Annotated in this window: 25 protein-coding genes and 2 pseudogenes; 16 read left to right on the top strand and 11 right to left on the bottom strand. The window is 59.9% G+C overall.

What is annotated here, in order from left to right:
- The first annotated feature begins 99 nt into the window (after nucleotides 1-99).
- The 4 genes and pseudogenes from PMI11_RS19180 to PMI11_RS38405 all read left to right on the top strand — a co-directional run bounded on the left by PMI11_RS19180 (nucleotide 100) and on the right by PMI11_RS38405 (nucleotide 3,977).
- Complete coding sequence (locus tag PMI11_RS19180; protein WP_007820189.1) at nucleotides 100-1,977, top strand: ABCB family ABC transporter ATP-binding protein/permease; 1,878 nt, start codon at nucleotides 100-102, stop codon at nucleotides 1,975-1,977.
- Nucleotides 1,978-2,110: 133 nt separating this feature from the next.
- A pseudogene (locus PMI11_RS19175) lies at nucleotides 2,111-2,812 on the top strand (phosphatidylserine decarboxylase); the annotation flags it as partial.
- A gap of 18 nt (nucleotides 2,813-2,830) precedes the next feature.
- Nucleotides 2,831-3,676 carry a CDP-diacylglycerol--serine O-phosphatidyltransferase gene (pssA, locus tag PMI11_RS19170; RefSeq protein WP_007820187.1) on the top strand — a complete coding sequence of 282 codons (846 nt, stop codon included), beginning with the start codon at nucleotides 2,831-2,833 and terminating at the stop codon, nucleotides 3,674-3,676.
- A gap of 166 nt (nucleotides 3,677-3,842) precedes the next feature.
- Nucleotides 3,843-3,977 carry a hypothetical protein gene (locus PMI11_RS38405; RefSeq protein WP_007820186.1) on the top strand — a complete coding sequence of 45 codons (135 nt, stop codon included), beginning with the start codon at nucleotides 3,843-3,845 and terminating at the stop codon, nucleotides 3,975-3,977.
- Nucleotides 3,978-4,137: 160 nt separating this feature from the next.
- On the opposite strand, the gene PMI11_RS19165 is transcribed toward PMI11_RS38405, so the two are convergent.
- On the bottom strand, nucleotides 4,138-4,902 hold the full coding sequence (locus PMI11_RS19165; RefSeq protein WP_007820185.1) for an SOS response-associated peptidase: 765 nt from the start codon (nucleotides 4,900-4,902) through the stop codon (nucleotides 4,138-4,140).
- 96 nt (nucleotides 4,903-4,998) lie between these two features.
- Nucleotides 4,999-5,319, bottom strand: coding sequence for a YnfA family protein (locus PMI11_RS19160; RefSeq protein WP_007820183.1), 321 nt, complete (start codon nucleotides 5,317-5,319; stop codon nucleotides 4,999-5,001).
- 107 nt (nucleotides 5,320-5,426) lie between these two features.
- Between PMI11_RS19160 and PMI11_RS19155 the strand changes: the two genes are divergently transcribed.
- The 8 genes from PMI11_RS19155 (at nucleotide 5,427) to PMI11_RS19120 (ending at nucleotide 10,620) form a co-directional block, all read left to right on the top strand.
- On the top strand, nucleotides 5,427-5,843 hold the full coding sequence (locus PMI11_RS19155) for an NUDIX hydrolase (protein ID WP_007820182.1): 417 nt from the start codon (nucleotides 5,427-5,429) through the stop codon (nucleotides 5,841-5,843).
- Between the two features lie 77 nt (nucleotides 5,844-5,920).
- A complete protein-coding gene (locus tag PMI11_RS19150; RefSeq protein WP_007820180.1) occupies nucleotides 5,921-6,379 on the top strand; it encodes a TIGR02301 family protein in 459 nt (152 codons plus the stop codon).
- 103 nt (nucleotides 6,380-6,482) lie between these two features.
- The gene (locus tag PMI11_RS19145; RefSeq protein WP_007820178.1) at nucleotides 6,483-6,740 is read left to right on the top strand and encodes a hypothetical protein; all 258 of its coding nucleotides are present in this window, start codon (nucleotides 6,483-6,485) and stop codon (nucleotides 6,738-6,740) included.
- A gap of 19 nt (nucleotides 6,741-6,759) precedes the next feature.
- Nucleotides 6,760-7,512 carry a hypothetical protein gene (locus PMI11_RS19140; protein WP_007820177.1) on the top strand — a complete coding sequence of 251 codons (753 nt, stop codon included), beginning with the start codon at nucleotides 6,760-6,762 and terminating at the stop codon, nucleotides 7,510-7,512.
- A 137-nt stretch (nucleotides 7,513-7,649) separates the two neighbouring features.
- Nucleotides 7,650-8,513 (top strand): CAF17-like 4Fe-4S cluster assembly/insertion protein YgfZ, encoded by an 864-nt coding sequence (locus PMI11_RS19135; RefSeq protein ID WP_081493272.1) that lies wholly within the window; start codon nucleotides 7,650-7,652, stop codon nucleotides 8,511-8,513.
- Nucleotides 8,510-9,118 carry an HD family hydrolase gene (locus PMI11_RS19130; RefSeq protein ID WP_007820175.1) on the top strand — a complete coding sequence of 203 codons (609 nt, stop codon included), beginning with the start codon at nucleotides 8,510-8,512 and terminating at the stop codon, nucleotides 9,116-9,118. The genes PMI11_RS19135 and PMI11_RS19130 overlap by 4 nt, the downstream gene beginning before the upstream one ends.
- Nucleotides 9,115-9,645 carry a tyrosine phosphatase family protein gene (locus tag PMI11_RS19125; RefSeq protein WP_007820174.1) on the top strand — a complete coding sequence of 177 codons (531 nt, stop codon included), beginning with the start codon at nucleotides 9,115-9,117 and terminating at the stop codon, nucleotides 9,643-9,645. Before PMI11_RS19130 ends, PMI11_RS19125 begins: the two co-directional genes overlap by 4 nt.
- 54 nt (nucleotides 9,646-9,699) lie before the next feature.
- On the top strand, nucleotides 9,700-10,620 hold the full coding sequence (locus PMI11_RS19120) for a mechanosensitive ion channel family protein (protein ID WP_007820173.1): 921 nt from the start codon (nucleotides 9,700-9,702) through the stop codon (nucleotides 10,618-10,620).
- Nucleotide 10,621: 1 nt separating this feature from the next.
- On the opposite strand, the gene PMI11_RS19115 is transcribed toward PMI11_RS19120, so the two are convergent.
- Both PMI11_RS19115 and PMI11_RS19110 read right to left on the bottom strand, forming a co-directional pair.
- On the bottom strand, nucleotides 10,622-11,137 hold the full coding sequence (locus PMI11_RS19115; protein ID WP_007820171.1) for a superoxide dismutase family protein: 516 nt from the start codon (nucleotides 11,135-11,137) through the stop codon (nucleotides 10,622-10,624).
- Between the two features lie 125 nt (nucleotides 11,138-11,262).
- Entirely contained in the window at nucleotides 11,263-11,604 is a 342-nt protein-coding gene (locus PMI11_RS19110; RefSeq protein WP_007820170.1) for a hypothetical protein, read from the bottom strand.
- Nucleotides 11,605-12,074: 470 nt separating this feature from the next.
- Here PMI11_RS19110 and PMI11_RS19105 point away from each other — a divergent pair, with 470 nt between their 5' ends.
- The 3 genes from PMI11_RS19105 (at nucleotide 12,075) to PMI11_RS19095 (ending at nucleotide 15,564) form a co-directional block, all read left to right on the top strand.
- Nucleotides 12,075-13,979 (top strand): putative bifunctional diguanylate cyclase/phosphodiesterase, encoded by a 1,905-nt coding sequence (locus PMI11_RS19105; protein ID WP_007820167.1) that lies wholly within the window; start codon nucleotides 12,075-12,077, stop codon nucleotides 13,977-13,979.
- 73 nt (nucleotides 13,980-14,052) lie between these two features.
- On the top strand, nucleotides 14,053-14,697 hold the full coding sequence (locus PMI11_RS19100; protein ID WP_007820164.1) for an HD domain-containing protein: 645 nt from the start codon (nucleotides 14,053-14,055) through the stop codon (nucleotides 14,695-14,697).
- 9 nt (nucleotides 14,698-14,706) lie between these two features.
- Nucleotides 14,707-15,564 carry an MOSC domain-containing protein gene (locus PMI11_RS19095; protein ID WP_007820161.1) on the top strand — a complete coding sequence of 286 codons (858 nt, stop codon included), beginning with the start codon at nucleotides 14,707-14,709 and terminating at the stop codon, nucleotides 15,562-15,564.
- A gap of 4 nt (nucleotides 15,565-15,568) precedes the next feature.
- Here PMI11_RS19095 and PMI11_RS19090 read toward each other — a convergent pair whose 3' ends face one another.
- The 4 genes and pseudogenes from PMI11_RS19090 to PMI11_RS38130 all read right to left on the bottom strand — a co-directional run.
- Entirely contained in the window at nucleotides 15,569-16,564 is a 996-nt protein-coding gene (locus PMI11_RS19090; protein ID WP_007820159.1) for an aldo/keto reductase, read from the bottom strand.
- Between the two features lie 112 nt (nucleotides 16,565-16,676).
- On the bottom strand, nucleotides 16,677-17,447 hold the full coding sequence (gene recO / locus PMI11_RS19085) for a DNA repair protein RecO (protein ID WP_007820158.1): 771 nt from the start codon (nucleotides 17,445-17,447) through the stop codon (nucleotides 16,677-16,679).
- Nucleotides 17,448-17,501: 54 nt separating this feature from the next.
- Nucleotides 17,502-17,870 (bottom strand): response regulator, encoded by a 369-nt coding sequence (locus PMI11_RS19080; RefSeq protein WP_037071694.1) that lies wholly within the window; start codon nucleotides 17,868-17,870, stop codon nucleotides 17,502-17,504.
- 360 nt (nucleotides 17,871-18,230) lie between these two features.
- Nucleotides 18,231-18,350, bottom strand: a pseudogene (locus PMI11_RS38130) (transposase); the annotation flags it as partial.
- A 452-nt stretch (nucleotides 18,351-18,802) separates the two neighbouring features.
- On the opposite strand from PMI11_RS38130, the gene PMI11_RS38125 reads away from it, so the two are divergent.
- Nucleotides 18,803-19,117: a hypothetical protein gene (locus tag PMI11_RS38125; RefSeq protein WP_244430622.1), complete on the top strand. Its 315-nt coding sequence runs from the start codon at nucleotides 18,803-18,805 to the stop codon at nucleotides 19,115-19,117.
- Nucleotides 19,118-19,418: 301 nt separating this feature from the next.
- Here the strand turns inward: PMI11_RS38125 and PMI11_RS19065 are convergent, their stop codons facing one another.
- The 3 genes from PMI11_RS19065 to PMI11_RS19055 form a co-directional block, all read right to left on the bottom strand.
- On the bottom strand, nucleotides 19,419-21,254 hold the full coding sequence (locus tag PMI11_RS19065) for a HAMP domain-containing methyl-accepting chemotaxis protein (protein WP_007820152.1): 1,836 nt from the start codon (nucleotides 21,252-21,254) through the stop codon (nucleotides 19,419-19,421).
- Between the two features lie 193 nt (nucleotides 21,255-21,447).
- Nucleotides 21,448-21,666 (bottom strand): hypothetical protein, encoded by a 219-nt coding sequence (locus PMI11_RS19060; protein ID WP_157179656.1) that lies wholly within the window; start codon nucleotides 21,664-21,666, stop codon nucleotides 21,448-21,450.
- Between the two features lie 50 nt (nucleotides 21,667-21,716).
- Nucleotides 21,717-22,469: a Crp/Fnr family transcriptional regulator gene (locus PMI11_RS19055; protein ID WP_007820147.1), complete on the bottom strand. Its 753-nt coding sequence runs from the start codon at nucleotides 22,467-22,469 to the stop codon at nucleotides 21,717-21,719.
- Nucleotides 22,470-22,685 lie beyond the last annotated feature (216 nt).

Genomic DNA, 22,685 nt, shown 5'->3' with positions numbered 1-22,685 from the left:
TAAAATCCCTGTCAATGTTGTAATCCGCCAGCCGGTGGCATATCTCGCGGGAGCGGCGACAAGCCGCGGCGATAGCGGCCCGCCGGGCTGGAGAAAAGCATGGCAAACGGCAAGACAGTTTCAGACTCCAACCTGTTGGGAACGCTCTACAATCTCTGGCCTTATATGTGGCCGAAGGATAGGCCGGATCTCAGGATGCGGGTCGTGTGGGCCTCGGTCTACCTATTGATCTCGAAGTTCGTCCTGCTGCTGGTGCCCTATTTCTTCAAGTGGTCCACCGATGCGCTGAACGGCAGGATGGACCTGCAGGGCACGCTGCCGCCGCTCTTGATCGGCGCCACCGCCCTCGTCATCGCCTATAACCTGACACGCCTAATCCAGCTCGGCCTCAACCAGCTCAGAGATTCGCTCTTTGCCAGCGTCGGCCAATATGCCGTACGCCAGCTCGCCTACCGCACTTTCGTACACATGCATGAGCTTTCCCTGCGCTTCCATCTGGAGCGCAAGACAGGCGGGCTTTCGCGCATCATCGAGCGCGGCACCAAGGGTATCGAAACGATCGTGCGATTCACGATCCTGAACTCGATCCCGACGGTCATCGAATTCCTGCTGACGGCGGCGATCTTCTGGTGGGGCTACGGCTTTTCCTATCTCGCCGTGACCGCCTTCACCGTCTGGGCCTATATCTGGTTTACGATCCGCGCATCAGACTGGCGCATCTCCATCCGCCGGGCGATGAACGACAGCGATACGGACGCCAATACCAAGGCAATCGACTCGCTCCTCAATTTCGAGACCGTCAAATATTTCGGCAATGAGGAGATGGAGGCCAAGCGCTTCGACAAGTCGATGGAGCGTTATGAGAAGGCGGCAACCGACGTCTGGACCTCGCTCGGCTGGCTGAACTTCGGCCAGGGCGTGATCTTCGGCATCGGCACGACGATCATGCTGGTTCTCTCGGCCTGGTCGGTGCAGAGCGGCGAACATACGGTCGGCGATTTCGTCTTCGTCAATTCCATGCTGCTGCAGCTTTCCGTACCGCTGAATTTCATCGGCTTCGTCTACCGCGAAATCCGCCAGGGGCTGATCGATATCGAGCAGATGTTCGATCTTCTGGAAGTGAAGGCCGAGGTGCTGGACGCGCCTGACGCGAAGGATCTTGCCATCGCCCAGGGCACCATCTCCTTCAAGGACGTGCATTTCGCCTATGATGCGGCCCGGCCGATCCTCAAGGGCATTTCCTTCGAGGTGCCGGCGGGCAAAACAGTTGCCGTCGTCGGCCCCTCGGGTGCCGGCAAATCGACACTGTCGCGCCTGCTCTATCGCTTCTACGATATCCAGAGCGGTTCCATCACCGTCGACGGGCAGGATATCCGCACGATCACTCAGAAGAGCCTGCGCTCGGTGATCGGCATGGTGCCGCAGGATACGGTGCTGTTCAACGACACCGTCGCCTATAACATACGCTATGGCCGCCCTTCGGCCAGTGAAGCCGAGGTGAAGCAGGCGGCTGAAATCGCCCAGATCGGACATTTCATCGAAATGCTGCCGGAGGGTTTCGAAACCAAGGTCGGCGAACGCGGGCTGAAGCTTTCAGGCGGCGAAAAGCAGCGCGTGGCGATTGCCCGCACTATCCTGAAGGCTCCGCCGATCCTGATCCTCGACGAGGCGACATCGGCGCTCGACACGACGACAGAGCGGGAAATCCAGACGGCACTCGATGTCGTTTCCAAGAACCGCACGACGCTGGTCATCGCCCACCGCCTGTCTACCGTGATTGGTGCCGACGAGATCATCGTGTTGAAGAGCGGGGAGATTGCCGAGCGCGGCACGCACGCGGCCCTTCTCGAACAGAATGGCCTCTATGCCTCGATGTGGAGCCGTCAGCGCGAAGCGACACAGGCCGAAGAGCATCTCAAGCAGGTTCGCGAAAGCGACGAGCTCGGCATCGTCAACCGGCTGGCGCCGGCGAGCTAGCGCAGTAAACGGGCGAGATCGTCCGTTTTGTTGTTCAGAACCGACGCGCTGGAGGCGGCCTGAGATCCACGCCATTGCTCCTCCTGTCGTTTTTCTGTAACCAGCGGATACGAAAAACGACAGGAGACCGGCATTCATGAGCTTGTTCGATACGGTTCGCAACACGATCGTTCCGGTGCACAAGGAGGGTTACCCCTTCGTTGCCGCCTTCTTCGTCGCGTCGCTCGTATTGGGCTGGATCTTCAAGCCGCTCTTCTGGATCGGCCTCATCCTGACGCTCTGGTGCGCCTATTTCTTCCGTGATCCCGAACGCGTCACGCCGCAGGACGACGATCTCGTCATTTCGCCGGCCGACGGCAAGGTTTCCTCGATCCAGATGGTCACGCCGCCCGCCGAGCTGAACCTCGGCAACGAACCGATGCTGCGCATCTCCGTGTTCATGAACGTCTTCAACTGCCATGTGAACCGCGCGCCGATGCGCGGCCGCATCGTCAGCATCAACTACCGCCCCGGTACCTTCGTGAATGCCGAGCTCGACAAGGCTAGTGAAGAGAATGAGCGCAACGGCCTCGTGATCGAGACCCACCACGGCCAGATCGGCGTGGTGCAGATCGCCGGCCTCGTGGCACGGCGTATCCTCTGCTTCTCGCATGCCAATGAACCTCTCGATGCGGGCGAGCGTTTCGGCCTCATTCGCTTCGGTTCGCGCCTCGATGTCTTCCTGCCGGCGGGTGCCGCCCCGCGCGTCTCGCTCGGCCAGACGGCGGTTGCCGGCGAGACTGTTATCGCCGAATTCGCCTCGACCAAGGGTCCGGTCATCAGCCGCCGCAGCTAATTTTCAGGAGAGCGCGATATGGAAACACCCTTTCCGCCCTTCGAACCGAACGGCCCGAACGACGATTCGGCCCGCGGGCCGCGCCTGCGCGAGATTCCGATCCGGCTCGTCGTTCCGAACCTCATCACTATCCTTGCCATCTGCGCCGGCCTGACCGGCATCCGGCTTGCCTTCGAAGGCCGCTACGAGCTGGCTGTCGCCATGGTGCTCGTCGCCGCATTCCTCGACGGCATCGACGGCCGTGTCGCGCGGCTGATGAAGGCCACGTCGAAATTCGGTGCGCAGATGGATTCGCTTGCCGATATCGTCAATTTCGGCGTCGCCCCTGCCCTCGTGGTCTATGTCTATGCACTTGACGCGGCGCGTTCGCTGGGCTGGATCGCGGCGCTCATCTACACGATCGCCGCCGGCCTCAGACTGGCGCGCTTCAACGTGATGTCGGAGCGCGAGAACCGCGCGCCCTGGCAATCGGAATATTTCGTCGGCGTGCCGGCCCCGGCCGGCGCAATGCTGGTGCTTCTGCCTGTCTATCTCGGCTTCCTCGGCCTCACCACCGACCGGACCTTCGCCTTTCTCTCCTCCGGCTACACGGTCCTCATCGCCTTCCTGCTCATCAGCCGCCTGCCTGTCTGGTCCGGCAAATCCGAAAGCCGGATGCGGCGTGATCTCGTGCTGCCGGCCATGCTCGGTGTCGTGATCTATGTCGCGATGCTGATGAGCTTCACCTGGGAAGTGATGGTCTTCACCGTCTGCGCCTACCTCGTTTCGCTGCCCTTCGGCGCGCGAAAGTGGAAGCGCAAATATGGCACGCTGACCATCGAGGAACCCGGTGTCGGCGAGGACGACATCGGTCGCCACATCTGAGCATCTACTTTATTAAGTAAGTATTAACGAACGCAGACTTCGGTTAAGCCTCGCGAATTATGGTCTGTGTTTACATTTCCTGATAGGCGATGCCTCTCTTTTGTCGCTATTAAAGACAAAAGAACAAGACAGATAAAATTCTAGAGAAACACGTAAGGAGAGTATCGTGACCTCGAAGAAGTCGGAACAGCAGCAGGCAGCCAAGCCGGATCTCGCGACCAACTACCGCCCGCTCGGCCTCAAGGCCGTAGCTGCGGCCTCGATGATGGCAAAGCCTGTAACGGTCAAGAAGCTCGCCTAAGCGGGCGAGAAGAAGCGCATGAGCAGGCTGATTGCCAGCAGGCTCATAACGATGCCGATAGTGACATCCGGAGCCCGCCATGTGGCGGGTTTGGCAAATACCTACTGCAAGAGAAGCGCCTCACCGGGTTTTCCATTTAACAGGACGGCGGCTTCGGGTTTCAAAAGAAGCTGAGCTGGCCGTCGTCAGATGTTTTCTTCTGCGGCTGTTTCGGCACCTTTTCGAGCGGCACTGGATCCTGCAGATCCGGCCCCATATTGGCGACCTTGTTGACCTTGTCGGAGACCGGGATCGCCTCGAAGAAATCCTCCTGGACCGGCTGCATCAGGCCCGCGACTTCACGCGGCTCCTGCGTCTTGCAGTCCAGCCAGCGGGAAAAATCCTCCGGATGGATGACGACGGGCATGCGGTCATGGATCGAAGAGATCGCGCTGTTGGCCTTGGTCGTCAGGATGGCGCCGGTATCGACCTCCGAACCATCGGCCGAGGACCATGTTTCCATGAGGCCGGCAAAGGCGATAACGCCGCCGCGGCGCGGCCGGATCCAATAGGCCTGCGCCTTCTCGCCGCTTTCCTTCGAAGGGCGATGCCATTCATAAAAGCCGGAAGCCGGGATGAGGATGCGGCGATGGCGCATGGCGGCGCGGAAGGAGGCTTTGCCGATTGCGGTTTCCGAGCGCGCATTGATCAGCAGCGGAAATTCCTTGGGATCCTTGACCCAGCCCGGCGTGAAGCCCCAGCGCACCAGCAGGGCACGGCGATCGGGCAGGTTGCTGCCCGGTTCCTGCCCCTCACCTGATATGACGACGAGAATCGGTTGTGTCGGCGCGATGTTGTAGCGCGCCGGGAAGTCTTCCAGCTCGGCAAGGCTGAAAACTTCGGCGATATCCTTGACTACTTCTGTCAGGGCAAAACGTCCACACATAAGGATGTCTTTGCACCCGGCCCCGGATCGGTCAAGGCGGTTTGCCCTCAAGCGATTCCGAATGGGGAGACGCTGCACATCTTTCGCGGAAAGGCTTTAACTGCGTGGTGCAAAGAGAATGATCGCCGTGCCGGCGAGGCAGACGATCGCACCGCCGATGTCCCAACGGTCGGGCACGCGATTCTCTACCAGCCAGAGCCATAGCAGCGAGGCGACGATGTAAATACCGCCATAGGCCGCGAAAGTGCGCCCGGCAGCCTCGCTCGGCACGAGCGTCAGCAGCCAGGCAAACAACGCCAGCGACACCATACCCGGTGCCAACCACCAGACGGGTTTTGCCAGCCGCAGCCAGGCCCAGAAGGCGAAGCAGCCGGCAATTTCGAAGAGGGCGGCAAGGGCATAGATCAGGTAGGTCAAGGGTATCCTCGCGGGAATCGTGGAACCATATTCCGCGCAATGCCGACGGTTGCGCAAGGTGAGCCGCCCGTGGGATAAGGCGACATCACAGCAAAGCGTGCGAAACAATGACCTCCCAGGCCAAACCCGCCTCCTCCGCCATCCTTGAACGTGATGGCCGGTTCCTTCTCGTGCTCAGGCGAAACCCGCCTTCGGCCGATATGTATGCCTTTCCCGGTGGACGAGGCGAACCTGGCGAGACGCCCGAGGAGACGGCATTGCGCGAATTCCTCGAGGAGACCGGCATTCAGGCACGAAATCCGCGCCTGTTTTCCACCTATGACCTGAAGACGCATGCGCCGGATGGCAGCATCAACAGCCATTTCTTCCTCTCCGTCTTCCGCGTCGAGGCGGACCGCCACCTGGTGGCCGAAGCCGCTGACGATGCGGCAGCAATCGGCTGGTACAGCGTGGAGGAGATCCGGCGCATGCCGGTGCCGCAGAGTGTGCTCGAATGCGCCGAGCGGCTGGCGGCCGGTGAATGAGGCGCACTCGCTAGAATAGAAGTGGAAACTGCCGCATCTGCCTTGTTCCTGTCACGCTCCCTGTATCAACTGGGAGCATGATTCCCGTTCGACGCGTTGTCTTGTCATCCCTTGTCTTTGGCGGCCTCGTCTGGGCCGGTCCCACAATGGCGCAAGGCGGGGCGCAAGGTGGGGCACAGGGCGGCAAGAATGCGCCTCCGCCGCCGGAGGAGATCGTGCCGCAGGTCGCGATTGTACCCTATGACGACAAGCTGGCGCGGCTGGCCGAGGTCCTGGGTTCGGTGCATTACCTGCGCACGCTCTGCAAGGCGCCGGGTGCGGACGAATGGCGGGCCGACATGCAGCAACTGCTTGATTCCGAAACGAATGGGGAGCCGCAGCGCAAGGAAAAACTGACCGCAGCCTTCAATCGCGGATACCGAGCATTCGCTTCGGTTTACACGGATTGCACGCAAGCGGCCATCGTGGCAGAAGAGCGCTACCGTAACGAAGGTGCAACACTCGCCACAGAAATTACTTCGCGCTTTGGAAATTAACGTTTAATTAACCTGTTTTCGCATGCGCACGTGTCGTTTTGGGAAAAGGCTGTTAGTGTTGTTAACGTAGCGGTAAGACATGAGAAGTTCTGAGGAAAAGATAATGGAACCAAGCCTCAACGACATCGACGACATGATCGTCCACGAAAAGATGCAGGCGGCTCTGGAATACCAGAACGAGGCTTGGGCTGACGGCATGGCCGACGGCATCGAGCCTGAAATCATTGCCGATGCCGCGATTGCTCATGCGCTGCGCGAGACGATCAGACTGCATGGAGAAAACAGCGCCGAGGCCTTGCTGGACTCGTTGCGCGACCGCATGCTGGCAGGTGAGTTTTCCACCAACAGGACCCTGCAATAGGGGCAATACAGAGAGTCTCATGCGTACCGGTAAAGATATTTCCTCGCGAATTTCGCTCGCGCCGGTCCTGCTTGCCGTCGGCCTCGCCGCAGGCAGCATGCTGTCCGCTTCTTCCGCCTACGCGCTTTCCGAACTTCAGAAGATTCCCGGCCAGCCCGATGCGCCTGCCACGGCGCAGCAGAGCCCACAGCAGCCCGCTCCACCGCAGAACGGCTCGTCAGGCATTCCCCAGCCCGATCCGCTCGTCAACAAAGAGAGCGGCCAGAGCGTCGACAAGACGCCAGGCGCATCTGACGATTCCAAGCCCGTCGAAGTGATCTACGACATCAGCAAGGCGCCGGAGCCGGTGCGCAAGATGCGCGAACAGATCGTCGAGGCCGCCGCCTCAGGCGATCTCGAACGCCTGCGCCCACTGATGGGAACCGGTGCCGATCAGACCCAGGTGACGGTCGGCGAACCCACGGATGATCCGATCGGCACGCTGAAGGATCTCTCCGGCGATCCTGATGGCGACGAGATCCTCGCGATCATGCTCGACATTATCTCGACCGGTTTCGTGCATGTCGGCCAAGGCACGCCCGAGGAAATGTATGTCTGGCCCTATTTTGCCGAAAAAGACCTGAAGTCACTGACGCCGCCGGAACGCGTGGAATTGCTGCGCATCGTCACGGCAGGCGATCTCGCCGACATGCAGGAATTCGGCGGCTATAATTTCTATCGCGTCGGCATTGCGCCTGACGGTAAATGGAAGTTTTTCACAGCCGGCGACTGACGCTGGAGCGCAGTGCGTCCATTCGGCCCTCTAACTCTTTGAATCTACGCATCAGGCTTTTCGAAAATCGATTCCGATTTTCGGGCCGATGCTGTAGAGCGCTTGCACCTTCAGCTTCAAAGACTTACCTCTGAGCGATCACCAACGCGACAGGTTTCACCATGCCAGCCGTATTCCTGAAAGACCGCTCGCTCATTGCCGTCGGCGGCGTGGAAGCAGAATCTTTCCTGCAGAATCTGATCACCACCGACATCGTCTCGCTCGGTGCGGACGAGGCGCGGCCGGGCGCATTGCTGACGCCACAGGGCAAGATCCTGTTCGACTTCATGATCTGGCGCGACGGCGACGGCTTCATCATCGAAACGGATGCGACCCAGCGAGAAGCCCTGCTGAAGCGGCTGACCATGTATCGCCTGCGCGCGCCGGTGACGCTGACGCCAGTTGCCGAGGATGGCGTTACCGTTTCCTGGGGCGAAGATGCCGAAGAAGGCGTCAAGGACAGTCGCTTTGCCAAGGCTAATGTCACCGTTCTGCGTCGTGCCGGTCATCATGGCAGCGATGATGCGGCGCTCTACGACGCGCTGCGAATCGAGAATGGCATCGTGACGTCAGGACCCGATTATGCGCTTCAGGACGCTTTTCCGCATGACGTGCTGATGGATTTCAATGGCGGCCTCTCCTTCAAGAAGGGCTGCTATGTCGGTCAAGAAGTGGTGTCCCGCATGCAGCATCGCGGCACGGCGCGGCGTCGCGTCGTGACCGTTTCGGCCGGGGCTGCACTGCCTGCCAGCGGCACGGAAATCACCGCCAATGGCAAGCCAGTCGGAACACTCGGCTCCGTCGAGGGGACGAGCGGTCTGGCGATCGTGCGCATAGACCGCGCCGGCGAAGCCATGGCATCCGGCACGCCGCTGCTTGCCGGCAATGTTTCCGTGACGCTAAGCCTGCCCGCCTGGTCCGGGCTCAGCTTTCCGACTTCCTCGGACGAGGCCAGCGCGTGACGACTGCGAAGGCTCCACGTGCCTGGCAGCGCATGCTGTCCGGGCGGCGGCTCGATCTGCTCGATCCCTCGCCGCTCGACGTCGAATTGGGCGATATCGCTCACGGACTTGCACGCGTCGCCCGCTGGAACGGCCAGACGGCGGGCGACCACGCCTTTTCCGTGGCGCAGCATTGCCTTGTCGTCGAATTCATTTTCCGTCATTTCAATGAGGCCACACCCGCCGATTGCCTGATGGCGCTGCTGCATGACGCGCCCGAATATGTGATCGGTGACATGATCTCCCCCTTCAAGGCCGTCGTCGGCGGCGGATACAAGACGGTCGAGAACCGGCTGGAGGCGGCGGTACATCTGCGCTTCGGCCTGCCGCCGCACCCCTCCCGCGAACTCAAGGACAAGATCAAGAAGGCCGATACGGTCGCCGCCTATTTCGAGGCGACTGTTCTCGCCGGCTTCACGCCTGCGGAGGCGCAGAAATTCTTCGGCCAGCCGCGGGGCATCACCCGGGACATGCTCTCGATCGATCCCGTCCCGGCGCTCGAAGCGCAACGGCTCTTCTGCGAGCGCTTTGCGCAGATCGAGGCAGAGCGAGGGATCGCCCCGTGACCGTGATCGTGGTTTCTCCACTGGCGCGCATTGCCGAAATGGCCGTGCAGCACAAGGCGCGCGAGATGATCAGCCTGATGGCGAAGGAGCAGGCCTTTCACCGGCCGGGCGTCATCCAGGCCGACCGGCATCTGCTGCTCAACATGAACGATATTGCCTTCAAGGGCACCGGCGATCTGGTGGCACCCGACGAAAAGCATGTGCGGGCGATCATCGATTTTGCCGCCGGTTGGCAGCAGGAGGCACCGCTGCTCGTCCATTGCTGGATGGGCGTATCCCGCTCGCCTGCCGCGGCGCTGATCGCGGCTCTCTCGCTCGCTCCCGAGCAGGAGGATATGGCGCTTGCCCGGCGGCTGCGAGCCGCCTCGACCTATGCGACGCCGAATGCCCGGATCGTCGAAATCGGCGATGCGCTGCTTGACCGGCACGGCCGGCTCGTCGATGCCGTGAGGGCCATCGGCCGCGGTGCGGAGGCCGACGGCAACGCGCCTTTCGTGCTGACTGTCAGGGGCGATTTAAACGGTTGACGCTCCTCACCCCTGCTCCATCTAGCCCTCGACGAGGCATTCGAGGAGCACGTGATGGAACAGCAGGCCACCGACCTTATCATCGCAACCCGCTCAGCGCTCGATCAGGCGAGCGCGCTTGCCGTACAATATTCCTTCTCCATCCTCGGGGCGATCATCCTGCTCATCGTCGGCTGGGTGACGGCGAGCCTCATCAGCCGCTGGGCCTATGAGGGCATCTCGCGCGTGCGCGGCATCGACGAGACGCTCGCCCGTTTCTTCACCAATGTCGTGCACTATGCGCTGCTGATGCTGGTCTTCGTCACCGTGCTTGGACAGTTCGGCGTGCAGACGGCATCGATCATCGCCACTCTCGGCGCCGCCGGCCTCGCTATCGGTCTGGCGCTGCAGGGCACGCTGCAGAATATCGCGGCCGGCATCATGCTGCTGGTGCTCCGCCCGTTCCGCGTCGGGGAATATATTGAGACGAGCAGTGTCTCGGGAACGGTTCTTGAGATCGGCCTGTTTGCCACGGAGCTTAGAACCGCAGACGGTCTCTACCGGCTGGCACCCAATTCAACGCTCTGGAACACGCCGATCACCAATTACAGCCGCCAGCCAACGCGGCAGAACGAAGTGAAGATCAACATTACGCATCAGGAAGATCTCGATCTCGCCATGGAGACGCTGATGAAGCTTGCAACCGCCGATAAGCGCGTCCTCAAGACGCCGGCGCCGAGCGTCTTCATCGATAGTCTCAGCGACAGTGCGGTCAGCGTGACGTTGCGCTACTGGGCCTCGACCGGCGACTGGTGGGGCCTGAGTCGTGACATGATCAAGCGCGTCAAGCTTGCCTTTGACAAGAGGGGCGAGATTGGCGACGCTCCGGCGGAAGTTTCTAACGCTCCCGTTCCCGAACCGGCACCAGAGGAAGCGCAGGTCAGGGTTTCGGCCCGCAAGAGGACGCCGAAGGCCTCTCCGCAGACGCAGCCATAACCTATTTGATCACGCCGCAGGCGATCCTGTCGCCGGCGCCGCCCGAAGGCTGGGTTCGATAATCATCAGAATCGGCATGCACCATCAGCGCGCGGCCACGCACACCATCCTCCTTGCCATCGAGCGAGATCATGGTGTCGAAGACCTGTGCGCGCAGGATGCCGTCCTGACCGACATACTGGTTCGGCATATCGCCGGCATGCGGTCCCTTGGCGGCCAGGAAACCATGCTCGGCCTTGGTCGGATTGAAATGACCGCCAGCCGATTGATGATGGGTGGCAGCATCGCAGCGGCCGATCTCATGAATATGGAAGGCGACCCATTTGTTGACGGGCAGGCCAGAGATCTCCGCCTCGATGAAGACACCACCATTGGCCGCAGCGGTCAGCGTGGCGCGGCCGGCCTCCTTGCCGTCAGGGCCGATAAAATTTGCCGTCGCCGTCTGCTTGTCCTGGGCAAGGCCTTGGTATGCCGCCGCAAGCAGCCCGAGGGCAGCGATGGTGCATATGATTTTCATCGGGTTTCCTTCCGTTTTGGGGACTGTTTCCCAACGCCTCACAAAGGAAGGTGTTCCTGCCTGCATAAAAGGCAAGAAAAAGCCGGCCATGAGGCCGGCTCGACTGCTGCAGCCAAGGACTAAGCTCAGGCGGCGATACCGAGATCGAACTCGCCATAGGTATTGCGATAGATCTGCATCGCCTGATTATCGGCGTCAGCGGTAACCTGCTGCAGCGCATAGGGAACGGCCATGCCGGTTGCCGAGCCATTGTCGCTGTATTCCATCATGAGCGCGACGAGGCTGCTCGGATATTTCGGCTGCGTATTGTCAGCATCGTCCTCTTCGAGAAACTCCCTGATGATGCCGGGCTTCTCATCTGCTGCACGTTCCGTGCGGCTCAACATGCCGTCACCATTTGCATCAAGCCGCGAGAGCGTTGCCAAATATGCATAAGAGATGTCTGGAACTGATGAAATAACAGTCATACAAACCTCCGTTCACCGCTTCTTCCGGTGAGAGTCTGTACGCAATACGCGGGTGGGAAATATCAAAGACTGGATTGTTGACTAAACTGATTTGCGGCTTCGGTCAATAAGCTGTTAACTCTCGATTAACTATAGTTGACAAAGTGTAACGACCCATTTCCGCGGCACCTTCCAATTGCCTCAAAAAACCATGTTTCCTCGGTATTTCAGTAGTTTGCGAGATACAAACAAATTGCCGGCTAGCTACAATGGACGGCCGAGTTGCAACCGATTATTAATCGGCCCGGTAGAAGATGCCGCTTGCGAGTTGTCGGAAGTGGCCACCCGCTGCTTACAAAAAAGTGATTCTTACATTCATTTTAGAAAGGCCTTTTTCATGCCCGGCGCGATATGGCACCTTTGCCAATCGAAGACGCCTTCGCCTTTTGCCATGCTTCCATCGCAATCGTCCCGCGAGGGGACTCGTGCGCATGAAAGCTGAGACGCTTTTCTGGCAACAGTGCACGCAGGTCGTCGACGAGGACGGATCGATCGATGCAGAGCGTCTGATGGAGCTCGTCATCGCGACCTATCGCAGCCATGAAAGCGAATATGATGAAATCGAGCGCAGCGCCGGGACGCTGCTCATCGAAAACCGCGAACTGCAGAAGACGATCAGCTCCACCACGCAGGCCCTTGCAGAACAGCGCAAGCTCTTCGAAATCGTCCTGAACAACCTGCCGCTCGGCCTCAGCGTGTTCGATGCTGACCAGCGGCTGACCCTTTCCAACCTACGCTTCCGCCAGCTCTTCGGCTTTAGCGACGGCGACGTTGTGCCCGGCACCGCGATTGCCGACCTGATGCACAGGACGCGCGGCACTGAGCAGGCCGGCGCCAGGACACGCAGCAGGAAGGAAGGCCAGGAAGCATCCTCGAAGACAGGGCGCATCCGCCGGCGCGAATGGCTGATGGATGACGGCCGCATCATCCAGAGCGTCGTTACCATCCTTGCCGATGGCAGCAACATCGCCATCCATGCCGACGTTACCGAAGACCGCAAGGCCGCCGAGCGCATTACCTATCTCGCCCATCACGATCCGCTGACCGGCCTGCCGAACCGCATTCGCTTCCGCGAGCAGCTCGACGCGGCCCTTGCCGAGCGCAGGCAAGACGAGCAGATCGCGCTCGTGCATCTCAATCTCGACCGGTTCAAGTCGATCAACAATACGCTGGGTGTTTCGGCCGGCGACAAGATACTGCAGCAAGTGGCAGAGCGCATCCGCGCTTCGGCCGGCTCGGAAAACATTCTTGCCCGCCTCGGCTCGGACGAATTCGCGATCCTGCAGACGCGCCGTCAGCAACCGTGGAACATCACAGCACTCGCCGATCAGATCCGCCGTGAGCTCAGCGAACCCTTCTTCCGCGGCGACAAGCAGGTGGAACTCAGTGTTTCCATGGGCATTTCGATTGCCCCTGACGACGCCGTCGAGACCGACAAGCTGCTGCGCAACGCGGCGATGGCACTCTCCCATGCCAAGGCGGACGGGCGCCGGCATGAGCGCTTCTTCACCGTCGAGATGGACGAGGAGATGCAGGCCCGTCATGCGCTGGAGGCCGACCTGCGGGCCGCCGTGCACAACGAGGAATTCGAGCTTCACTACCAGCCTCTCTACGACCTGACGCAGCATCGCATCTGCGGCTTCGAGGCGCTGATCCGCTGGAATCATCCGGTGCGCGGCCGGGTCTCGCCGATGGATTTCATTCCACTTGCCGAAGAGGTCGGCCTCGTGGTCGATATCGGCCGCTGGGTTTTACGCCGCGCCTGCAACGATGCAGCGCAATGGCCCGAGGATATCAAGATCGCCGTCAATGTCTCGGCCATCCAGTTCTCGAGCAGCGACCTGCCGAAGGATGTCAGCGAGGCGCTTGCGGCCGCAGAACTTTCGCCTTCACGCCTCGAACTGGAGATCACTGAAAGCGTACTGATGGAAAATCGCGATGAGGTGTTACCGATCCTGCATGCACTTAGGGAACGCGGCGTCCGCATTTCCATGGACGATTTCGGAACCGGCTATTCGTCGCTGAGCTACCTCTCGAGCTTCCCCTTCGATAAGATCAAGATCGACAAGTCCTTCGTGAACGACATCGTCGAGAACAGGGAAGCGTATGCGATCATGCGCGCGATCATCCTGCTCGGCGATGCGCTCGGCATGCGCGTGACCGTGGAAGGCGTAGAAACCGCAGAGCAGATGGCGCTGCTCGAACGCGAGGCATGTGACGAGATCCAGGGCTATTATATCAGCCCTCCAAAGCCGTTCGGCGACGCGGCCCTCATGCTTTGCATGCCGCCGAAAAAGAACGGCAGCGTCGGGTCATTCGCCAAACTCCGGCAATGATCTCGGCACGTTGCGACTCGCCGGCCAAGCCGTTATCGACGGTATACGAACCCTTTGAAAACCGGTGACGACGATGTTCAAGGCCGAAGCCTTCTCTCCCCATGAGTCTCTGGCTGTGGAGCTCATTCCACACGCGACCGAGGGTGACGACGGTTCGCACGACCTCGCCCATATCCTGCGTGTATTCCGTAATGCCATGCGCATCCACGCCGCGGAAGGCGGCAAGGGCCACGTGCTGGCCGCTGCCGTGCTGCTGCATGATTGCGTCGCCGTCGAGAAGAACTCGCCGCTGCGCGCCCAGGCATCGGCGTTCGCCGCAGAAAAAGCGTCGCGGATATTGAACGAGCTTGGATGGGGCGATGAGGATATCGCTGATGTCGCCCATGCGGTAACCGCGCACAGCTTTTCGGCGAACGTGCCGCCGGAAACGCTGGAGGCGAAAATCCTGCAGGATGCCGACCGGCTGGATGCCATCGGCATGGTCGGCGCGGCACGCTGCTTCTATATAGCCGGGCGGCTCGGATCAGGGCTCTACGATCCTTTCGATCCCGCTGCCGAGGACAGGGCGCTCGATGACAAGCGTTATGCGATTGACCATTTCCAGACGAAGCTGTTCAAACTGGCAGATGGTTTCCAGACCCGGACCGGCCGCGAACTGGCCGCAGCCCGCGACAGGAGCCTGCGCGGCTTCCTCGCGGCATTTATGGACGAAATCTAGGAGCCTATGATGCGTGTCAGCGATCTCTTCATCTATCCGCTCAAGAGCGCCCGCGGTATCGCCCTGCCCTTCACGGAGATAGACGCCTATGGCCTGCCGGGCGACCGGCGCGCGATGGTGACGGACCCGGACGGCCATTTCATCACCCAGCGCGAGCTCCCAACCCTTGCTCAGATCGATGTGCGGCCCGAGGCCGGCGCCTTCCGGCTGCTGATGCAGGGCAAGCCTGACATTGCCGTAGCACCGCTGCATCCAAACCGACGGCTCGATGTCATAGTCTGGAAATCGGCCGTCAGCGCCGCCGTTGCCGACGATGACAGCAATGCCAGACTTTCGGAATGGCTCGGCCGCACGGTGAAGCTCGTCTTCTTCGACGACGAGGCAGAACGAACGGCCAATGCCAAATGGGCGGGCGAAGGCACGCCGGTGACCTTTACCGACGGCTACCAGATCCTGGTGACGACGACGGGATCGCTGAAGGCGCTGAACGCCGATCTCTCAGCCCATGCCGAAGGCGGCGTCGGCATGGAGCGCTTCCGGCCGAATATCGTCATCGATACGGACGAGGCCTGGGCGGAGGACCGCTGGGCGGCAATCGAAATTGCCGGCATCCGCTTCGACCTCGTCAAGCCCTGCGCCCGTTGCATCATGACGACGCAGGACCAGTTGACGGGGTCACGCGAGGTGGCGAACCCCATGCCCGCCATGGGCCGCATCCGCATGTCGGGAGACCGGCGCGTGCCTGGTCCGCTTTTCGGCTGGAACGTGACCCCACGCGGTACCGGCAGGGTCGCGATCGGCGACGAGGTAAAGATCATCGAAGCGCGGCCGGAAGGCTGGGCCTTCAAGGTTCGCGCCCGAGCCTAAAACCTCAGACGCGGGCGAGCGCCGCGTCGATTTCCGCCATCACACCGGCTGGCAGCAGGCCCTTTTCCAGTGCGCCGGCATTTTCCTCGACCTGAGCCACGGTCCGGAAACCGGGAATGGGCAAGGTGCGCGGCGAGCGCGCCCAGAGCCAGGCGAGCGCACCCTGCGTCAGCGTGCGTCCATCGGATGTGAGCAGGCTGCGCACGGCATCGAGCCTTGCTGCAAATTCCGGCGCGATACGGCCATCCTTAAAATAGACCATCCATTCGAGTGCTGCACCGCGCACGTCCTTGGCACCTACGGCCATGTCCGGCGTGAACTTGCCTGTCAGCAGGCCCATAGCAAGCGGACCGCGGTTGATGGAAATGAGACCGTTCTTTTCGACGACATCGATCATCTGAGGCACCGGCTCGAAGACGTTCATCGTATGCTGGATCGAAACGAAGCCGGCGCGGCGGGAATGGCGGGCAGCGCGATCGGGGAAATCCGTGCTCCAGCCGAAGGCATCGATCTTGCCCTCTGCCCGCAGGACCTGCAGCGTATCGAAGACCTCGTCGGACTGATCCAGCGGAAAGTCGTTGAGGTGGAATTGCAGGAGATCGAGACGCTCCCTTTTCAGCCGGCGGAGCGACGTCTCGACGGACTGGCGGATGAAGGCCGGGTCGGCAAAGGCGCCGGTCGCCTGCTTCGTCTCCGGATTGGTGGCAAAGCCGAACTTGGTGGCGATGACGATATCGGCGCGATTGCCGATCGCCCGTCCCAGAACCACTTCCGAATGGCCGGCGCCGTAATTCGAGGCCGTATCGAAAAAGCGGATGCCAAGGTCGATCGCACGGTTGATCGCGGCGATGGATTCATTGTCGTCAACCTCGCCCCAGCCGAGCGGCGTATCGCCCGCGAAGAACGGACCGCCGATCGCCCAGCAGCCCATGCCGAGGCGGGGAACCTCCTGCCCGTTCCAGAGCGTGATGGTGGTCGATATGTCGGGCCTGGTCAGCATGGCTTCCTCCTTGAGCGCTTAGAAACTTTCCTAATCGAACGAGAGATAGGGGTGCGGGGTACGGGGGTAAACCGCCAAAACTGAAGACTGTTTTGCAGGAATGAAAAACCGTTCAGGCAGAAAGTTCATCCGGCCGCGAAAGCGTCCGGGAAGCCGGGTTTAACGCCTTGAGTGCCGCCTGAACGAAGCCTTCACGGGCTGCCGAAGCTTCCAGACCGCGCGGCTCATAGACATGGCGATGCAGAAAGAATCCAGTCAGACGGAATGCCGCTGTAAGGCTATCGAAATCGGCGGCGTGGCTTTCCTGCGCACTCAGGAAAGCCGGTAAAAGCAGCATCTTGTCGGCCCAAGGTTCGCCGGCGCCACGGCTCACGGCACGGCCGGATTTCGGCGAGACATAGGCGAGATCGGCGCGGGTCCCAGTCGCAGCACATTCCGAGAGGTCGAGCCCGAAGCCAAGGTCGTTCAGCACCGCAAGCTCGAAGCGTACGAAAAGCTCACCGGCATCGGTGGGATTGTGGAGATGATCGAGGATGACTTCCAAAGCCTCGAAGAGATGCGGATGCGGATCGCGCTCCGGCAACAGGCGCAGCAGGGCGCCCATGGCCTGCACGCCGTAGACGGCGGTCGCCGTCTCCATCAGCCGTGCGGCGCGCAGCTTTACCGGTTCGAGGCGGAATTCACCGAGATGTTCATCCAGCCGGGCACGCCAGGTGACTTCCACCTCATTGCCGGGCTGCAGCACCGGCTGCATGGTGCGCGAACGGCCGGAGCGGACAAGACCGAGATGACGGCCGCGCTCACGCGTCATCACCTCGGCGATGACGCTCGTCTCGCCGTGGCGTTTGACGCCTAGAATGATCGCCTGATCCTGCCATTGCATCGGAAAACCATCCTTCAGCCTGCCAATTCACTCTAAAGCAAGCTCAGGGATCTGTCATTCCGCCGGCGTCGGGAAAAGCTTCTGGAGGAAGTCGCGCATCGCATTCTCGTCGAAAGGCTTGACGAGAAGGGGCACATCCTGAAGGTCGGTCGGAAAATCCAGCGTATCGGAATAGCCGCTGACAAAGCCGAACGGGATATTGGCCAGCGACAGATCACGCGCGAAATCGAAACTCATCGCCTCGCCCAAATTCACATCGAGAAGTGCGAAATCGTAATCTGCGCCCTGGATTGCGTCCCTGGCCTGATCGAGGCTATTGGCGATATCGATGGTATCAGCGCCAACGAGACGCAGGATATCCTCCGCCTCCATGGCGATGATCAGACTGTCTTCCAGGACCAGAACACGGGTTCTTGCGTTCATGATCTCCATGCCCCTCGTGAAGCGCAAACATTGCAGCGCTTCGGCCTTTTTGCAAACATCATTCCGTCGGTGCCCCGCCTGGACTGTTGACGGTGGTTGCCCACCATAACTGAATAGCCACATTTTCGTCTCCGGTCGATAAAAACGAAAGTCGGAGGAAAGATGACGCGACTCTATTTTCCCTGACGCCAATTTGCATTTAAAAAAGACATCAAGGCTGACCAATTCGACCAGGAGAGATTCTAAAGCGTGTTGCGATCTTTCAGATCCGCTTGCCACGCTTTCAGTTCTCGTTTCACGCATGTCGTTGTCGCAAAACCGCTGCACACTTTTGCGCGACACTTTAAGGCCTGTTGAGATTCATCGGGAATTGATCACTGCTGAGCAAAGATCGATGATGGCTGAGAAGCTCTGGTCGGTTTTGTCCGATCTCATCGCTATACGCTTGAACTCTTTGAGTTTGCAGAAGAAATTCTCGATCGTAAGCGCGTAGGTCACCCCACGCATCATTCGGGCTGCTGATGGGCGATCCAGAAAGATGAACGCCTCGGCAGAAGAGAAATATTACCATGACCAGTTGATCCTGCCGCGATCGGCAGACCGGCTTTTCAGAGCAAGTGAGGCGATCACAAGCGCCATCCGCCTGCTGGTCTGCGTCTCCTCTCAATCGACCTTGACAAGCGCGTCCAAGTCGAGACGCTATTGGCCTCGCAACGTCGTAGAAAAACGAGGATAGGATGAGGTTCAGCAGACCGGCAGTCGCAGGCGTGGCTGGCGTGGTAGCGTGTGTGTTTGGCGCGTGCCTTGCGGCATCGCCTGCGCTCACACAGGAAGTCGAGCCGCCCGCTCCGTGGGTTAAGCTTGCCGGTTCGCATGCCGGAGCGGTCGGAACATGCTCTCTCGTTGATGCGACCGACAACGAGGCTTGTTACATGGTCCGTTGCGACGCCAAGAACGGTCTCATTTTCGAGATTGGCGATGCCACTGTTGGTGACATGGGCCTGCGATCGGCGCGCTTCGAGATTGGGAGGTACAAAGAGACGATCCGCCTCGACGGGAACAGTCCCGATCGGCGAACGATTGCTCTGTCAAAGCATCCGAAGCTACTTGCCGCCCTCACGTCTGGCGCTGATTTCGCCACTATGTACGCCATCGAGGCCGATGTGGAATACAGCACCGGCTTTGAACTCACGGGGGCGCGAGACCAGATATCTCGCCTGGCAAGAGGCTGCTCAACCAAGCCGTGACGACGGGCAAGGATACTGACCGACCATGACGCCCGATTGCCCAAAGCTGGGTTTTGCGGTCGTGCATCCGATGATGCCGCAGGACTGTAATTGGCGTTGCGATCGCTTGGAGAAACACGACGCTCTTCGTCCGGACGACGCGAGCGAGCGGTTGATGATCTGAAAGCGGGACCCGAAGCCTGGCGCGGCGTCCGAGGTAGCCATAATTCTACCTTGCTTCCATCCCCAGCTGAAGTAACGCCTGGAGCAATGGCGTGTCTGCTGATGGCTTGTATTTGACGACGCAGTCAAGAAGCCACCATTACGCTGCTCTGATCCGCACAGTCGTTCTCATCGCAGCGGCCTGGCCCGGGTCGCTGTCGAGATGAAACTGGTTCACTAGATCGCGCAGCCTGCTCGCCTCACTCGACAATGACGCGGCCGCTGCGGTGGATTGTTCGACCATCGCCGCGTTCTGTTGAGTGGATTGATCCATTTGGTTGACGGCGGTGTTGATTTCGGCAAGTCCCGTGGACTGCTCTCGCGCGGACGTCGCGATCGCCGCCATCAGCTGATTGATCCGAGACACATGGTCACTGATCGATTTCAGCGACTGGCCCGTCTCAAGAACCAGTCTCACGCCGGTGCCGACTTCGGCAGAGGATTTTTCAATGAGACCCTTGATCTCCTTCGCCGCTGTTGCCGCGCGTTGTGCGAGCTCGCGAACCTCTTGAGCGACAACTGCAAAGCCTTTACCGGCTTCCCCGGCGCGGGCTGCTTCGACGCCTGCATTCAGTGCCAGCAGGTTTGTCTGGAACGCGATTTCGTCGATGACACTGATGATATTGGAGATCTGCTCCGAGCTGTCCTCGATTCGCCTCATCGCCTGTTCGGCTTCCGACACGACCGAAGCGGAACGTTCCGCACTGACATTCGCTTCGTGTGCGACATTGCGAGCCTCGTCGGTCCGCTTGGAGGCTGTCGTAACATTGGCGGTAATCTCATCGAGAGCTGCTGCCGTCTCTTCCAGAGAGGCAGCCTGCTGCTCCGTGCGCTTGGAAAGGTCTTGCGCACCGGACGCGATTTCGCGCGTTCCGCTATCGATGCTGTGCACAGTCTTCAGCACAGCGCTGATCGTCGTACCGAGCTGTTTGAGCGAAGCGTTGAAATCCTCACGCAGCTGCTCGTACTCCGCTGCGAAAGGCTCCGCCAGCTGGAAGGAGACATCGCCGCCTGCCAGACGCCTCAATCCATCGCCCAGCGTTGTTGTCGCAAACCGCAGTTGTTGCGCTTCTCTCTCGGCACGGTCCTGTGCTGCGGCACGAGCTGCCTCTGACTGGCTCCGCGATGCCGATGCTTCCTGCTCCAGTCGAAGAACGTTTATCGCGTTCTGTCGGAACACCTCCACTGCTGCCGCCATCGCGCCAATCTCGTCCGCGCGACCGGCGTAAGGAATAGCGCTTCCCAGATCGCCGTCGGACAAGATCTTCATGGCAGAGGCGATCCGACGTATCGGGTTTGCGATACCGAATACGGCAAATATTGTTCCGGCCAGGGCGACCACGATTGCGAGAGTTGCGATTAGTGCCGTCACTGTGAACGCGTGGCTTGCCGTGGCACCACTTGCGGCGACATATGATTCGGCCTGACTCAAAATGAAGGCCACCAAGTCTGCAATCTTCTGGCTCACCAGATCGGATTGCGGCTCCATGCTCTCGCGGAAGAGACTGGCAGCCTCGGCGCCCTTCCCACTGTCCTGTAGTTGGACCATGTGTTCGGCGAGCTCGCTGTATTTCTTAAGTTCCGAGTTGACCTGATTGATCAGTTCGCGGCCTCGCTCGGTGCGAACGCCTTTCACATATTCATCGATCGAGTTCTTGACCGCAGAATTCGTGTCGTCGACCAGCTTCGCTCCCGCGGCTCGCTTTTCTGGTGACGCCTCCAATAGGTATCGCGCGTAAGCCAGCTTCAGATCAGAGAAATTTCCCTTGATATCTCTGGCGGTGACCAGGCGTTTCATCCAGAAGCCGCCTATTTGCTGGGTATTGTCGTTCAGCGTCGAGATCGTGCTGAGGGAACTGTAGGACAGGACAACGAGGAAGACACCGATGACGGATAAAACGGCAATAAGGGCTTGCTTGACACTTGGGCGCTTCATTCAGGTCTCCAGTTCCAAAAGGACGACCGCGCGGATCGGATAGCTATAAGAATTCGCCGGATTTGCTAATTAAGAATTAACTTTATTCGATCCAGCCGTTGCTGGCTGGATTATCTATCCTGCTTACAAACGACACATAGCAAGGTCTCCTTGTCATGCTATCCAGGGTTTGCATTCGGGCGCCAACTGCGAATCAGGAGGATACAGCCCGACGCACCGAAATGTGGCCTCCCGAGGCCCGTCTTGGATGTTGTGAGATGACGATCTTTGCGCCGCGTTCGTTGAGATCGGCGATGATGTGATTGCGGTCGAATGCCTTGTCGGCGATCAAGCCATCGAATTCGACACCGTCGATGAGGGCTGCAACGCCGACCGTGTCGAACCGCTGCCTCGGCAGCAGAACGAAACGCACCAGATTGCCGAAGGCCCAATCAAAATGGGAATCCTGAATCTCAACAAGCCTTAGATGAAAGGGCGCTTTCCTTCGCGCAGTCCTTCCCAGCCGGCCACCTGCACCAGCCCCTCCCCGTCCAGCACGTCGCAGCCGCGATCCTGCCAACGGATCAGGTTGCGTCCTGCAAGCTTTTTTAGCGTCTTGTTGGTGTGAACGATCGAAAGACCAAGTGTGTCGGCAATATGCTGCTGCGTGATCGGGATGACATTACGGCCGTTGAAAAGGTTGAGCTTCCTTGCGCGTTCAAACAGGAAGGCGATGAGATAGGCGGCTCTTTCGAGTGCCGTACGACGGCCGATGCTCAACAGGTGTTCGTCGAGAATGCGCTCCTCCTGCGCCGCGATCCAGGTAATATCGAAGGCAAGCGAAGGGTGCTTGTTATAAAGGGTCATCAGTTTGTCGCGCTCGAAGACGCAGAGCGTTACCGGCGACAGGGCCTCCACCGAATGCTGCATCTCGCCCATGATCGTGCCCTGCAGGCCGATCAGGTCGCCCGGCATGATGTAGTTCAGGATCTGCCGGCGGCCATCCTCCAGCATCTTGTATCGGAAGCCCCAACCGGAGAGCACCGTAAAGAGATGGGCGCTGTGGGCACCTTCGACCACAATGGTCGCACCGGCATCGACGGCCAGTTCGCCCCTTTTGAATTTCGAAACAAATTCCAGCTCGTCGCGGCTGAACTCTCGGAAATGCGGCAATGGCCGCAACGGACACTGCTCGCAGGGCGTCTTGAAGGAATGGGTAGGTTTTGCCGTCGCCATCTTGTCCCTGCTGTCGCAAAAAACCGGCGCTGCAGGGTGCAGCGCCGTTGGCAGATCAATGCGCAGGCGGGCCGATTTGTTCCTTGGAACAGGCGGCGATTTTTATAAAAAACAAAGGGCTGAGTGCCCCTTGTCAATTTCCTTGTCAAACTAAAGCGCGTCGCGATCTTTCAGATCGCTTGCCACGCTTTAGATCTTTGTTTTACGCATGTCGTT

Source organism: Rhizobium sp. CF142, assembly GCF_000281145.1.
Classification (GTDB): Bacteria; Pseudomonadota; Alphaproteobacteria; order Rhizobiales; family Rhizobiaceae; genus Rhizobium.
Note: the sequence above shows the minus strand (reverse complement) of the source record. Positions and strands in the feature narration are given on the sequence as shown.